Annotated in this window: 11 protein-coding genes; 6 read left to right on the top strand and 5 right to left on the bottom strand. The window is 59.5% G+C overall.

Annotated elements, in window-relative coordinates; translation table 11 throughout:
- Positions 1-236: 236 nt before the first annotated feature.
- The 5 genes from tkt (at position 237) to pgl (ending at position 6,820) form a co-directional block, all read left to right on the top strand.
- Positions 237-2,309 (top strand): transketolase, encoded by a 2,073-nt coding sequence (gene tkt, locus HMPREF1261_RS08920; protein WP_198012728.1) that lies wholly within the window; start codon positions 237-239, stop codon positions 2,307-2,309.
- Positions 2,310-2,340: 31 nt separating this feature from the next.
- Positions 2,341-3,429, top strand: a complete 1,089-nt coding sequence (tal, locus tag HMPREF1261_RS08915) for a transaldolase (protein ID WP_023030708.1) — start codon at positions 2,341-2,343, stop codon at positions 3,427-3,429.
- A gap of 99 nt (positions 3,430-3,528) precedes the next feature.
- Positions 3,529-5,061, top strand: a complete 1,533-nt coding sequence (gene zwf, locus HMPREF1261_RS08910) for a glucose-6-phosphate dehydrogenase (protein WP_023030707.1) — start codon at positions 3,529-3,531, stop codon at positions 5,059-5,061.
- 14 nt (positions 5,062-5,075) lie between these two features.
- Positions 5,076-6,011 (top strand): glucose-6-phosphate dehydrogenase assembly protein OpcA, encoded by a 936-nt coding sequence (locus HMPREF1261_RS08905; RefSeq protein WP_005279118.1) that lies wholly within the window; start codon positions 5,076-5,078, stop codon positions 6,009-6,011.
- 47 nt (positions 6,012-6,058) lie between these two features.
- Positions 6,059-6,820: a 6-phosphogluconolactonase gene (pgl, locus tag HMPREF1261_RS08900; protein ID WP_023030706.1), complete on the top strand. Its 762-nt coding sequence runs from the start codon at positions 6,059-6,061 to the stop codon at positions 6,818-6,820.
- Between the two features lie 150 nt (positions 6,821-6,970).
- Here pgl and secG read toward each other — a convergent pair whose 3' ends face one another.
- The 4 genes from secG to gap form a co-directional block, all read right to left on the bottom strand.
- Complete coding sequence (gene secG, locus HMPREF1261_RS08895; protein ID WP_023030705.1) at positions 6,971-7,207, bottom strand: preprotein translocase subunit SecG; 237 nt, start codon at positions 7,205-7,207, stop codon at positions 6,971-6,973.
- A gap of 198 nt (positions 7,208-7,405) precedes the next feature.
- Positions 7,406-8,188, bottom strand: coding sequence for a triose-phosphate isomerase (gene tpiA / locus HMPREF1261_RS08890; protein WP_005283078.1), 783 nt, complete (start codon positions 8,186-8,188; stop codon positions 7,406-7,408).
- Positions 8,189-8,234: 46 nt separating this feature from the next.
- Entirely contained in the window at positions 8,235-9,452 is a 1,218-nt protein-coding gene (pgk, locus tag HMPREF1261_RS08885; protein ID WP_005283081.1) for a phosphoglycerate kinase, read from the bottom strand.
- Positions 9,453-9,581: 129 nt separating this feature from the next.
- The gene (gene gap, locus HMPREF1261_RS08880; RefSeq protein WP_023028837.1) at positions 9,582-10,589 is read right to left on the bottom strand and encodes a type I glyceraldehyde-3-phosphate dehydrogenase; all 1,008 of its coding nucleotides are present in this window, start codon (positions 10,587-10,589) and stop codon (positions 9,582-9,584) included.
- A gap of 545 nt (positions 10,590-11,134) precedes the next feature.
- Here gap and HMPREF1261_RS08875 point away from each other — a divergent pair.
- Positions 11,135-12,781 carry an L-lactate permease gene (locus HMPREF1261_RS08875; protein WP_005279111.1) on the top strand — a complete coding sequence of 549 codons (1,647 nt, stop codon included), beginning with the start codon at positions 11,135-11,137 and terminating at the stop codon, positions 12,779-12,781.
- Between the two features lie 176 nt (positions 12,782-12,957).
- Here the strand turns inward: HMPREF1261_RS08875 and whiA are convergent, their stop codons facing one another.
- The gene (gene whiA / locus HMPREF1261_RS08870) at positions 12,958-13,935 is read right to left on the bottom strand and encodes a DNA-binding protein WhiA (RefSeq protein ID WP_084538544.1); all 978 of its coding nucleotides are present in this window, start codon (positions 13,933-13,935) and stop codon (positions 12,958-12,960) included.
- Positions 13,936-13,980: the final 45 nt, after the last annotated feature.

Genomic DNA, 13,980 nt, shown 5'->3' with positions numbered 1-13,980 from the left:
ACATATAAAATGCGCTACACATGGATCGTAGCAATGCAGCGGAAACGCAGAGAGTAACTAATGCTGTGCCGTACACCGCTTAGCCATGCCAGCTTACCGGTTCCCCGCAGCTTTCAATAATTCCGCACCGCCGTCAAAAAAGTAACTAGACTGTGTGGAGTTCAGTAATAAACGCCTAGATTTAAGCGAGGCCTTATACCGTGTCGAAAGATAATTTGTCCCCAGACCTGCAAGCTATGGTCGAGCGCCGTTATCCGGACGACTGGACAGACACCGATACTCGCGCGGTCGACACTGTGCGCGTGCTTGCTGCCGATGCCGTCCAAAACTGCGGCTCCGGGCACCCAGGCACGGCGATGTCGCTGGCTCCCCTCGCCTATACGCTCTACCAGCGCGTCCTCAATCACGACCCCAATGACGTGAAATGGGCCGGCCGCGACCGCTTCGTGTTGTCTGTCGGCCACTCTTCCCTGACCCTGTACATCCAGCTTTTCTTGGGTGGGTTCGGCTTGGAGATGAAAGATCTCCAGCAGCTGCGCACCTGGGGCTCTCTCACCCCGGGCCACCCTGAGGTGCACCACACCGATGGCGTGGAGATCACCACCGGCCCACTCGGCCAGGGTCTGGCATCATCTGTAGGCATGGCCATGGCCGCCCGCAAGGAGCGCGGCCTCTTCGATCCTGAGGCACCGGTCGGCCAATCCCCCTTTGATCACTACGTCTACACCATTGCCTCCGACGGCGACCTGCAGGAAGGCGTTACCGCTGAGGCATCGTCTTTGGCTGGCACCCAGAAGCTGGGCAACCTGATTGTCTTCTGGGATGACAACCGCATTTCCATCGAGGATGACACCAATATCGCCTTCAATGAGGACGTCGCTGCGCGCTATGAGGCATACGGTTGGCACGTCCAGACCGTGGAATCCGGCGAGGACGTCGTTGCCATTGAAGAGGCAGTGCGCAATGCCCAGCAGGAAACGGAGCGCCCCTCCTTCATCCGCGTGAAGACGGTCATTGGCTACCCTGCCCCGACCAAGATGAACACCGGCGGCGTGCACGGCGCGGCGCTTGGCGATGACGAAGTTGCCGCCACCAAGGAAGTCCTCGGCTTCGACCCAGAAAAAACCTTCCACATCGATAATGAGGTCTTGGCCCACACCCGCAAGCTGCGCGAGCGCGGCGCCAAAAAGCACGCGCAGTGGCAAGAAAAGTTCGACGCGTGGGCGGCGGACAACGCCGAGAATAAGGCGCTCTTTGACCGCATGAGCGCCCGCGAATTGCCGGAGAGCTTCGATGCCGAGCTCCCCGTATGGGAGCCAGGCGATGCGATTGCCACCCGTAAAGCCTCTGAGGCGACCATCCAGGCGCTGGCTGCTGCCTTGCCGGAAATGTGGGGCGGCTCGGCCGACCTGGCGGGTTCCAATAACACCGTGATTAAGGGCGCGGATTCCTTCGGTCCTGAAAACATCACCACCAATAAGTGGTCCGCGCAGCCTTATGGCCGCAACCTCCACTTTGGCATCCGCGAGCACGCGATGTCCGCCATCATGAACGGCATCGCCCTCCACGGAAATACCCGCGTGTATGGCGGTACCTTCCTGATCTTCTCCGAATATCAGTACCCAGCCGTGCGCCTCGGCTCGCTGATGTCTACCGATACTTACTACGTGTGGACGCACGACTCTATTGGCTTGGGCGAAGACGGCCCTACCCACCAGCCGGTAGAAACCCTGTCGGCCTTGCGCGCCATTCCGAACCTGTCTGTAATCCGGCCTGCCGATGCCAATGAAACCGCACAGGCCTGGGCCGCAGCGATGGAATACAAGGCAGCCCCGAAGGGACTTGCGCTTAGCCGCCAGAACCTCCCTATTTTGGAAGGCACCAAGGAAAAGGCACGCGATGGCGTTCGCCGCGGCGCCTACACCTTGGTCGAAGGCTCCAAGGACGAGCCCGATGTTATCTTGCTGGCCACTGGCTCGGAGGTACAGCTCGCGGTGGAGGCAGCCAACCAGCTCGAAAGCGAAGGCACGGCAGCCCGCGTGGTATCGGCGCCGTGCTTGGAGTGGTTCGACGAGCAGGACGCAGAATACCGCGAATCGGTCCTGCCCAGCAGCGTGAGGGCCCGCGTTTCCGTCGAAGCCGGCCTCGCTCAGTCCTGGCACAAGTACACCGGTACTTTCGGCCGCAACGTCTCCCTAGAGCACTACGGGGCCTCCGCTCCCGGCGACGAGCTCTTCGAAAAGTTTGGCTTTACCTCTGCTGCGGTTGCCGATGCTGCACGCGAAAGCATCGCCGAAGCCCAAAGCTAAGCCCACCTCACCGACGCTAAAAGGAATGACTATGAACAACATTTCTGAACTTGCCCAATTGGGCACCTCCACGTGGCTCGATGATCTCTCGCGCCAGCGCTTGGAATCTGGAAACTTGAAGGAGATTATTTCCTCCAAGTCCATCGTGGGTGTGACCACCAACCCGGCTATCTTTGCCACCGCCATGACCAGCGGCACGGCCTATGACGAAGACCTGGCAGCCTTGAAGGAGAAGAACGCTTCGGCCGATGAAGCCGTCTACTCCCTGGCAATTACGGACGTACAAAACGCCTGTGACCTTTTTGCCGATATTTATGCCGAGTCCGACGGCCAGGATGGCCGCGTATCCATCGAGGTGGATCCGCGCATCTCCGACGATGCCGCGGCAACCCTCAAGCAGGCCCGCGAACTGTGGGACCAGGTGGACCGCCCCAATGCGATGATCAAGGTCCCGGCTACCAAGGGCTCCCTCCCCGCTATCGAGGATGCCTTGGCAGAGGGAATCAGCGTCAACGTCACCCTGATCTTCTCGGTCGCCCGCTACCGCGAGGTCATCGCCGCATTCCAGGCTGGGCTCAAGCGCGCAGCCGAGGGTGGCAAGGACGTCACCAAGATTCACTCGGTCGCATCGTTCTTCGTCTCCCGCCTGGATACGGAAGTGGATAAGCGCTTGGAAGCTATCGGTTCCGATGAGGCCCTGTCCTTGCGAGGCAAGGCCGGTGTCGCTAACGCGCAGCGTGCCTACGCCCTCTTCCAGGAAGAATTGCTCGGTGACAACAACGGCCTCCCAGAAGGCGCGCCCATTCAGCGCCCGCTGTGGGCTTCTACCGGCGTGAAGAACCCTGACTACCCAGCAACGCTGTACGTGACCGAGCTGGCTGGCCCGCACACGGTAAATACCATGCCGGAAAAGACCATTGATGCGGTCCTGCAGGAGGGTGGTTTCCACGGCGATACCCTCTCCACGGCCGGCGAAGAAGCCGAGAAGGTCTTCTCCCAGCTCGAATCGGTGGGCATTGACCTAGAAGATGTCTTTGCAGTCCTGGAGCGCGAGGGCGTCGATAAGTTCGTCGCCGCGTGGAATGACCTCCTTGATTCCCTCAAACAACGACTCGCGTAAACTACGACCGTGGTCCTAGCCCCGCCGGATAGCCGGCGGGGCATTATGCCGCCACTAGTTGAAAGACTACATAGCTTTTCCCTCCAGGAAGGATAATCCGTGACGGACTCAGCCGCTTGGGTCAATCCCTTGCGTAATGCCGCCGATAAACGATTGCCACGCATCGCGGGCCCCGCGGGCATGGTCATCTTTGGTGTGACCGGCGATTTAGCTTTCAAAAAGCTCCTGCCGGCCATCTATGACCTTGCCAGCCGCGGTCTCTTGCCCGCTGGCTTCACGCTCGTCGGCTATGGCCGCAGGGACTGGGATAACGCGGACTTCTGCGATTATTTCCGCAGCGCGGTAGAAGCCGGCGCCCGCACTGACTTTAACCACGACGTGTGGGAGCACTTATCCCAAGGAATCGAGTTCGTGCAAGGTTCCTTTGATGATGAGGGCTTTGACAGGCTTTCTGCGCGGTTGGCCGAGCTGGATAAGGCCCGCGGTACGGGAAGCAATTGGGCATACTACCTTTCGGTGCCGCCAGAGTTCTTCTCCGATATCTGCCACCAGTTGGAACGCGTGGGCATGGCCAATTCCATGGAGGACTCGTGGCGCCGAGTGATCATCGAAAAGCCCTTTGGCCACGATCAGGAATCCGCGCGCGAGCTCAATGAGATCGTCAACGCGGTCTTCCCAGAATCGGCCGTCTTCCGCATCGATCACTACCTGGGCAAAGAGACCGTGCAAAACATCATGGCGCTGCGGTTTGCCAACCAGATTTTTGAGCCGATGTGGAACGCGCACTATATCGACCACGTGCAAATCACCATGGCCGAAGATATCGGCCTTGGCGGTCGCGCTGGCTATTATGACGGAATCGGTGCGGCGCGGGACGTTATTCAGAACCACCTCCTGCAGCTGCTCGCCCTCGTGGCAATGGAAGAGCCTTCTTCCTTCGAGCCGGAGGCGCTGCGCGCTGAAAAGGTTAAGGTCCTGCGCGCTACGCAGCCGGTCCATCCGCTCAATAAAACCACCGCCCGTGGCCAGTACACCGCCGGCTGGCAGGGCTCGGAATACGTGAAGGGCTTGCGCGAGGAGGAGGGTTTCGATCCCGCCTCCACCACAGAGACCTATGCGGCGTGCACGTTGGAGGTCAACTCTCGGCGCTGGGGAGGCGTGCCTTTCTACCTGCGCACGGGCAAGCGTCTGGGGCGTCGCGTCACCGAGATCGCCCTAGTCTTCAAGGCCGCGCCGAACCAGCCTTTTGTCGATGGCGAAACCGATGCCCTTGGCCAAAACGCCGTGGTTATCCGCGTTCAGCCCGATGAGGGCGTGACCATGCGCTTTGGCTCAAAGGTGCCTGGTTCCACCATGGAAGTCCGCGATGTGAATATGGACTTCGCTTACGCCGAGGCCTTTACCGAGGAATCCCCCGAGGCCTATGAGCGCCTCATCTTGGATGCCCTCCTCGATGAATCATCGCTGTTCCCCACCAATGAAGAAGTCGAACTTTCGTGGTCGATTTTGGATCCGATCATCGATTACTGGTCCAAGCATGGTGAGCCCGAAAATTATAAGGCGGGCACGTGGGGACCCACCTCAGCCGATAAGATGCTGCGCCGCCGGGGTCATTCCTGGCGTCGCCCGTAGAAGGGACGTAGTCAATGATTATTCCATTGCCTAATACCACCACCGGTGAAATTGCCAAGAAGCTTGTCGATGCCCAGGAGCACTACACCCGCACCACCGGCCGGGTGCTCACCCTGATCGTGGAGGCACAAGAAGGCGACGATCTGGAACAGATCCTTTCCTCTGTGCGCGATGCCTCTCATGAGCACCCCTCCCGCGTGCTCGTCGTGGTCCCCGGAGATCCAAATTCTGATACCCAGCTCGATGCCCAGCTCCGCGTCGGTGGCGAGGCCGGTGCCTCCGAGACCGTCGTCATGCAATTGCACGGTGCGCTCGCGGATCAAGCCGAGTCCGTGCTCACACCGCTCTTGCTGCCGGATACCCCGCTGGTCGCGTGGTGGCCAAACCTGTGCCCGCAGGTTCCCTCCGAAAGCCCCGTGGGCAAGTTGGCGCAGCGCCGCATCACGAATGTGGCGCATAAAGGCACCGTGGGCGAGCAGGATCTGCGCGCGCTTTCTCATGGCTACTCCCCCGGCGATTCCGATATGTCCTGGGCCTCCATCACCTTGTGGCGCGGCGTCGTCGCATCGGCGCTCGACCATCATCCCCATGAAAAGGTGCAATCGGTAGAGGTCGCCGGCCCCGCCGGGCATCCGGCACCTAACTTCGCTGCGGGGTGGCTGCTTGACCGCCTGAGCGTCCCAGTACAGCGCATGGCCGAGGAAACCAATAGTGACTATTTCCCGGTTACCCACCTGCGCTTTAACCGGGAGACGACCCACGTGGATGTGGATGTCGTGGACGAGCGCACCGTGCGGGTGCGCGTGCCTGGCACGCCAGACTCACTGGTCAGCTTGAGCCCGCGCACGCAAACCGAAATCCTCTCGGAGGAATTGCGGCACCTCGACGCCGATAAAACTTATGCTCAGGCGCTGCGTGCTCTGGGAGAAGTAGACTACAGTAAGCTTTAATAGCGCACTTGCTCATACCGATTCTTTGCAAAGGATTCTGATACCGAATGGTAACGCTTCACCGCGTCAGCGATGTAGATGACCTTATTTCCCAAGCCGCACTCAAATTCATTGAGACCATCGCCGGTATTCAGGCCGGCAACGGTGGCCTCCATGGTGACGGCGTGGCAAGAGTCGTACTAACTGGCGGGGGCGCAGGAATTGGGCTGCTGCACGAGCTCGCGCGCTTGGACTTCGCCGCACAGCAGCAAGGCGAGAACTACCCCGCCTTGCGCATCGATTGGTCCCGCGTGCACATCTTCTTTGGCGATGAGCGCAATGTCCCGGTCAGCGACCCAGATTCCAACGAAGGCCAAGCGCGTTCCGCGCTGCTCGATCACGTGGATATCCCAGATCAGAATATCCACGGGTTCGACCTCGGTGCGGTCTCCATGGAGGCGGCCGCCAATGCCTACGAGCCAGAGTTGAAGGACTTCGCGCCTTTAGGCTTCGACCTCCACCTTTTGGGCATGGGTGCAGAAGGCCACATTAACTCCATGTTCCCCCACTCTCCTGCCATCCGTGAGCAGGAAGAACTCGCGGTACCGGTACACGATTCGCCGAAGCCGCCCAGCGAGCGCATCACCCTGACGTTGCCGGCGGTCAATAGGTCTGAGCGCGTCTGGCTCTTGGTCGCCGGGGAAGAAAAGGCCACTGCCGCAAAAAGCATCGTGGGCGGCGTCGACGCTGAAGAGTGCCCGGCCGCTGGTGCGCAAGGGACGAAGGAAACGATCCTCTTCCTTGCAGACGATGCCGCCCAGGAGTTGTAAAGTCAGCAACGCCGGCACCGCCACTTAACGCATAAGCGCCGGTACCTCGGTCCTTTCCCTTCTCTACGAAGGGTTATGGGACTGAAGTACCGGCGCTGTTTTGCGCGGTTGGCCGCCGCTAGTGGTTAGCGGGGGCCTGCTGCGTGCTTCCTAGGAAGCGTAGGCCTGGATAAGGTCAAGGCCAACGATGCAGGCCAACCAGATAATCACCATGACGACGGTATAGCGGTCCAGGTTCTTTTCCACCACGGTCGAACCGGACAGGTTCGATTGCACACCGCCGCCGAAAAGGCTAGACAGGCCGCCGCCTTTGCCCTTGTGTAAAAGCACAAAGATGGACATCAAAATAGCTGAAATTAGCAAAATGATTTCCAGTGCTAAGACCATGAGGTTCTTCCTTTTCTCAACGTGCGCCCAGTGGCACCTTCGATGAACTACCGAAAGTCACGCTAGCCACCGGCGCGAAGTACTTACCTGCTTTGCCTACGCAAAGCAATCACAAGGGCCTACTGTACACCATGCCGCGGGCGGGGCTCACCCCAACCCGCGGCACACAAGTCACCTTGTGATGGTTGTTAACGCATGTTAACTAACGGCATTAGCGGCATTGGCAGCCAACTTGGCAAAGTCCTCTCCTACCAAGGAAGCACCACCGATAAGGCCGCCGTCTACGTCGGGCTTGCTGACGATATCAGCAACGGAATCGACCTTCACGGAACCGCCGTACAGGATGCGGATGCCCTCGGCGACCTCGTCGCCCGCGAGTTCCTTGACCAGGCCGCGGATGGCGGCGCACACTTCCTGCGCGTCATCGGCGGAGGCAACCTTGCCGGTGCCGATGGCCCACACGGGCTCGTAGGCGATAACCGTCTTGGATAGCTGCTCGGCGCTAAGTCCCTGCAGGGAATCGCGGGTTTGGTTCACCACGTAGTCAACGTGGGTGCCGGCCTCGCGCACGTCGAGTGGCTCGCCCACGCAGACGATGGGGCTGATGCCATTCTCCAGGGCCGCTGCGGCCTTCTCAGCGACCAGCTGGTCAGTTTCGCCGTGGTATTCGCGGCGCTCGGAATGGCCGACGACTGCCCAGCTGCAGCCCAGTTTGCTCAGCATCTGACCGGATACCTCACCGGTGTAGGCGCCGGATTCGTGCTTGGAGATATCCTGCGCACCGTAGGTGATCTTCAGCTTATCGCCCTCAACGAGGGTCTGAATGGTGCGGATATCGGTAAATGGAACCATGTAGGCTACATCGACCTTGTCGTAGTAATCCTCCGGCAGGGAGAAGGCAAACTTTTGAACGGAACCGATGGCCTCGATGTGATCGAGGTTCATCTTCCAGTTGCCAGCAATAAGTGGTGTACGTGCCATAATTAATCCTTTCTGTGTACGCCTGTATTTAGCTGTTTTAGGCGGTTTATGCCTCGAGCACGGAAACGCCCGGCAGCTCCTTGCCCTCGAGGTATTCAAGGGATGCGCCGCCGCCGGTGGAGATGTGACTGAAGCCATCCTCGTCGAGGCCCAAGGTGCGCACGGAGGCTGCGGAGTCGCCGCCGCCGACGACGGAGAAGGAACCGTTGGAGGAGGTGGCATCGATAATCGCCTGCGCCACCCCAGCGGTGCCCTTGGAGAAGGCTTCCATTTCGAATACGCCCATGGGGCCGTTCCAGAATACGGTCTTGGAATCTGCCAGTACGTCGGCGAATTCCTCGATGGACTTGGGTCCGATGTCCAGGGACATCCAGCCCTCAGGGATGCCATCGAGCTCAACAACCTTGGTCTCAGCGTCTGCGGCGAACTCGCTGGCGGCGGTGAGGTCTACCGGAAGGACGATCTTGTCGCCGAAGCGCTCCAGCAGGCTCTTGCAGTTTTCGATCTGGTCCTCTTGCAGCAAAGACTCCTGAACGTTGTAGCCCTTAGCGGCCAGAAGGGTGTAGCACATGCCACCGCCGATGATGATCTTGTCGGCCTTTCCGGCAAGGGCTTCGATAACGCCGAGCTTGTCGGAAACCTTTGCGCCGCCCAGAACGACGACGTAAGGGTGCGCTGGATCCTTGGCCACGGTGGACAATACGTCCAATTCCTTTTCCACCAGCTTGCCGGCGTAGGCGGGCAGGCGCTTGGCGACGTCATACACAGACGTCTGTGCGCGGTGAACAACGCCGAAGCCGTCGGAGACGAAGGCGCCGTTATCGGCAGCCAGGGCGACGAGCTCGTCGGCGAATTCGCCACGCTCTGCCTCATCCTTAGAGGTCTCGCGTGGGTCAAAGCGGACATTTTCTACCAGCATGACATCGCCGCTGTTTAGTCCGTTGGCGCGCTCGTGGGCGTCTTCGCCGGTGACGTCGTTGGCCAAGGCAACGTACTGGCCTAGGGCCTCAGACAGCGCTTCTGCGACCGGAGCCAGGGAGTACTTGGAATTTACCTCACCCTTGGGGCGGCCGAGGTGTGCGGAAAGGATGACCTTCGCGCCGCCATCGACAAGAGCCTTGATGGTGGGAAGAGATGCGGTAATGCGGCCGGGGTCGGTGATATTTCCGTCATCATCCAGCGGCACGTTGAAGTCAGACCGAACCAGAATGTGGCGGTCCTCTACGCCTTCTTCTAGCAGGTTATCTAGGGTCTTAAAAGCCATGTGTTACTCCTTTTAAAGTGGATTCTACAATCGAAGTTCCTACATAAAATGATACCGGCCACAACGTCGTGCCGTCAGGGGCGTTCGTTGTGGCCGGTATCGCATTAAGGGCTGCTCTGTATTAGAACTTTAGAGCTTTTCTGCAACCAGGTTGGTCATGCGGACGAGCTGGGAGGTGTAGCCCCACTCGTTGTCGTACCAACCCAGCACCTTGACCAGGTTGCCGTTGGAGACCTTGGTCATGCCGGCATCGAAGATGCAGCCGTGCGGGGAGGTGACGATGTCGGTGGAAACCAGCGGATCCTCGGTGTATGCGAGGGTGTCCTTCAGCTCGCCTTCAGCTGCTTCCTTGAGTGCGGCGTTGATCTCCTCAACGGTGACGTCGCGGGAAGCGGTGAAGGTCAGGTCCGTTGCGGAACCGGTGATGACCGGAACGCGCATTGCGTAGCCGTCCAGCTTGCCTTCCAGCTCAGGCAGGACCAAGGAGACGGCCTTAGCTGCACCGGTGGAGGTAGGTACCAGGTTGACGGCTGCGGCGCGGGCGCGGCGCAGGTCCTTGTGAGGAGCGTCCTGCAGGCGCTGGTCACCGGTATAAGCGTGAACGGTGGTCATCAGGCCCTTTTCCACACCGAACTTATCATTCAAGACCTTGGCCATAGGAGCCAGGCAGTTGGTGGTGCAGGAAGCTGCGGAAATAACGTCGTGGTTAGCTGGGTCGTAAGTGTCGGAGTTAACACCGTAGACGAAAGTTGCGTCAACTTCCTTGCCCGGAGCAGAGATGATGACCTTCTTGGCGCCGGCCTCAATGTGAGCCTTTGCGTCGTTGCCGTTGGTGAACAGGCCGGTGGACTCGATAACAAGGTCCACGTCCAGCTCGCCCCACTTCAGGTTCTTCGGATCCTTCTCGTTGAAGACCTGGATGCGGTTGCCGTTGACGGTGATGGAGTCATCGTCGTAGGTAATCTCGCCGTCGAAGCGCCCCAGTACAGAGTCGTACTTCAACAGGTTAGAGAGAGTCTGGTTATCGGTCAGGTCGTTGACGGCAACGATCTCAAGGTCGTTGTCGGTCCGGTTAACTGCGTGGAAGAAGTTACGACCAATGCGGCCAAAGCCGTTAATGCCTACGCGGGTAGTCACTGTAAATCTCCTCAAAAAGTCGAGTAATAATTTCTATGGGCCTACCGCGGGTCCTTCGAGTACTTTACTGCTCTGGGTGAGTAAGGTGCCCGAGGCTTTGCCCAACAACCGCAATACTACAGAGCCTTTATAGCGCGTGCAGTGGGCTGCAAGGCTGCCAGAAAAGTATCTGAAAGTTTTCCGATCTAGGCGTACAATCTTCCCGAGTATTTTTGTTTCTCCCAAATTATCCGGCAGTTCAAGCCCGTTTAAGTTGGTTCTTGTGGACTTTACACCATTAATGTGTGATATATCACTGTACGGAGTATTCCGCTGCCTGCTCGCACACTGACTCCCCACAGAGACGGTGACATAAATTAACTTGGGCCAAATCACACGACCGCGTTTATGACGCGATATGCTTACGCTAACTCACTGTGTTCCAGGTAGCACTCGGGCATTCGCTCGGCGCTAGCTCTCGCCTGAAACGCGTGGGCAACTAATTTAAGTCCCCCGCAGACCGAATGCGCCTGCGATAGTACCCCCGTTAGAATCGAGGATACTCAATGTTTGAGATAAATACCTCTGTTGTGGGAGACAGTCTTGGGCTCACCGCGCTCGTGGCAATTCTCCCCCTCGTGGCTTTCTTCATTATGTTGATGGGCTTTAAAGCCCGTGCACATACTTCAGGAGCCGTTGCCCTTGCGACCTCCATCATCCTGGCCATAGTTGCCTTTTCGATGCCCGTGGATATGGCACTGTCCTCCGCGGTCCGCGGTGGGCTCTTCGGCCTCCTGCCCATTGTTTGGGTCATTATTACGGCGATTTGGTTTTACGAAATCACGGTCGCCTCGGGCCGCTTCGAAGATTTGCGTAAGACCTTCGACCTCTTAGGCGATGGCGATATCCGCATCCAGTCGATGCTCATCGCCTTCTGTTTCGGTGGCCTCCTTGAAGCCCTTGCGGGTTTCGGCGCCCCGGTGGCCATCACCGCCACCATGATTATGGCGCTCGGCGTCAAGCCGCTGCGCGCTGCGACGGTCGTTCTTATTGCCAATACCGCTCCGGTGGCATTCGGCGCGGTTGGTATTCCGGTCACCACCGCCGGTGAGGTTGGCGGACGTACCGCCGAGCAAACCCAAGATATCGCCGGCCTTATCGCCCTGCAGGTCTTGGTCATTGCCGCGATTGTTCCGTTCCTCATCGCATTCATCCTGGACGGCATGCGCGGCGTGAAGGAAACGGCGCCCGCCGCCGCGGTCATCGGCATTTCCTTTGCCGCCGCACAGTGGCTGACCGCCACCTTCTTTGCTTACCAGCTCACCAACGTTATTGCCTGCATCGTCTCCCTGGGTGCCGCCTTCATCTTCCTCCGCGTCTGGAAGCCACGCGGCGTCGCGCAGCTGCGCGAGCGCATGGAGCTGCCCGCCGCAGAAACGTCGACCGACCTCAATGGCCGCCGCATCTGGATGGCCCTGCTGCCCTACGCCGTCGTTACCGCCGTATTTGCCATCGCGACCGCAGCACCGGCGATCTTCGGCTTCTGGAAGCTGAAGTTCGCGTGGCCGCTGCTGGATGGCACCGTCATCGGCACCAACGGCGAGGCCATGGACACCAGCTTTAGCTTCAATGTCTTTGGCAACCCCGGTACCTTGCTCTTGCTCTCCGGCATTATCGTGGCCATTGTTTATCACTTCTGCAACGAAAACGGCCGCTACAAGCTCAGCTTCGCCCAACCCGTGCAAGCTTTTGGTGAAGTTGCCAACCGCATGAAGTTCTCCGGACTGACCATTGTCTTGGTCCTCGCTTTGGCCTACACGATGAACTACTCGGGTCAGACCATCGCCATCGGTGAATTCGTATCTTCCGCCGGTTCCATCTTCGCTCTCTTCGCTCCCGTGCTGGGCTGGATCGGTACCGCGGTGACCGGCTCCGATACCTCCGCGAACGCGCTCTTTGGCAACCTCCAGGTCGCCGCCGCTGACCGCATTGGCGTCAACCCTGACCTCATGCTGGCCGCCAATACCGCCGGTGGTGTTGTGGGTAAGATGATTTCGCCACAGTCCCTGGCCATTGCGGCAACCGCCGTATCCATGGAGGGCAAGGAATCCGTCATCTTGAAGAACGTCGTGGGCTACTCCATCGCGTTCTTGGCCGTTGTCTGTGTCATCGTCTTCTTGATGACCAACGTCTTGGGATTCTTGGTCCCATAAGGCGGTCCCATAAAGCTTAGGCCGCCACCGGCTTTAAGCCCCTGCCCCCGCCTAGCACCAAATCATCCTCGGTGCTGGGCCGCGGCACAACACAAGGCGGGAAGGACAAGCACCTCAGTGCTGTCTCCTTCCCGCCTTTCGTGGTTCAAAGAGCCGGAGCCAATCGTACCCAGCGCCTAAGAGTCACCAAAAAGATCGTCCGAGATGGACTCGTTAGTATCGGGGATATCCAGTTCTTCGGCCCGCTTATCCGCCATGGACAATAGGCGCCGAATGCGCCCGGCCACCGCATCCTTGGTCATGGGCGGATCCGCCAGCCGGCCGAGCTCCTCCAAGGAGGCCTCGCGGTGCTGCACGCGCAGGCGGCCGGCATCGGCCAGGTGCTCGGGAACGTCATCACCCAAGATTTCCATCGCCCTATCCACGCGCGCCGCGGCGGTCACGGCGGCCCGTGCGGAACGGCGCAGGTTGGCATCATCAAAGTTATCCAACCGGCGCGATGTATCGTGCGCTTCGCGCTTTACCCGCTTCTTTTCCCAAGACAAGCGGGTCACCTGAGCGCCCATGCGGGTCAGCAGCGCGCCAATGGCATCGCCGTCGCGAACAACGACCCGATCCTCGCCGCGGGTCTCTTTTGTCTTCGCGGAAATCCCCAGGCGCCGCGCGCAGCCCACGAGTGCCAACGCGGCCTCTTGGCAGGGGCAGGTTACTTCCAGCGCCGAAGAACGCCCTGGCTCCGTCAGGCTGCCGTGGGCAAGGAAGGCACCCCTCCACGCGGCCTCGCTATCTGCCACCGTGCCGGAAATGACCTGCGGGGGAAGCCCCACCACGGCGTGACCGGAACGGGTGATCAGGCCCAGGCGGCGGGTTAGCTCCTTCGCTCCTTTGGTGATGCGCACGATGACGCGGGATTTCTTCGCCGTCCCCGCAGGGCCAACAACATGGCTTTCCGCTTCGATCCCGTAGAGCTCGTCCAAAGCCACGAGGATGCGCTGCGCAATAGCCTGGTTATCGAGCTCGAGCTCATAGGCCATGCTGTCCCCAGAGACGTCTACCTCTCCGGCAAAGCGCAGAATCGATGCGAGCTCCGCTGCGCGCGCGGACTGACGGGTTACGCCTACCGCCGCTAGTTCTTCTTTGACCTGTTCGGTCAACGGTGTGGTCACCTAGTTCGCCCCATTTCTCTGTCACAGTCACGA

The sequence above is a fragment of the Corynebacterium sp. KPL1818 genome (assembly GCF_000478135.1).
GTDB lineage: Bacteria > Actinomycetota > Actinomycetes > Mycobacteriales > Mycobacteriaceae > Corynebacterium > Corynebacterium accolens.
The sequence above is the reverse complement of the archived record's forward strand: the minus strand, read 5'-3'. Positions and strand labels throughout refer to the sequence as shown.

Bases quoted from the DNA above. Each gene is read 5' to 3' on its own strand.
- tkt (WP_198012728.1), top strand. From the start codon at position 237: ATGGTCGAGCGCCGTTATCCGGACGACTGGACAGACACCGATACTCGC.
- tal (WP_023030708.1), top strand. From the start codon at position 2,341: ATGAACAACATTTCTGAACTTGCCCAATTGGGCACCTCCACGTGGCTC.
- HMPREF1261_RS08905 (WP_005279118.1), top strand. From the start codon at position 5,076: ATGATTATTCCATTGCCTAATACCACCACCGGTGAAATTGCCAAGAAG.
- pgl (WP_023030706.1), top strand. From the start codon at position 6,059: ATGGTAACGCTTCACCGCGTCAGCGATGTAGATGACCTTATTTCCCAA.
- secG (WP_023030705.1), bottom strand. From the start codon at position 7,207: ATGGTCTTAGCACTGGAAATCATTTTGCTAATTTCAGCTATTTTGATG.
- tpiA (WP_005283078.1), bottom strand. From the start codon at position 8,188: ATGGCACGTACACCACTTATTGCTGGCAACTGGAAGATGAACCTCGAT.
- pgk (WP_005283081.1), bottom strand. From the start codon at position 9,452: ATGGCTTTTAAGACCCTAGATAACCTGCTAGAAGAAGGCGTAGAGGAC.
- HMPREF1261_RS08875 (WP_005279111.1), top strand. From the start codon at position 11,135: ATGTTTGAGATAAATACCTCTGTTGTGGGAGACAGTCTTGGGCTCACC.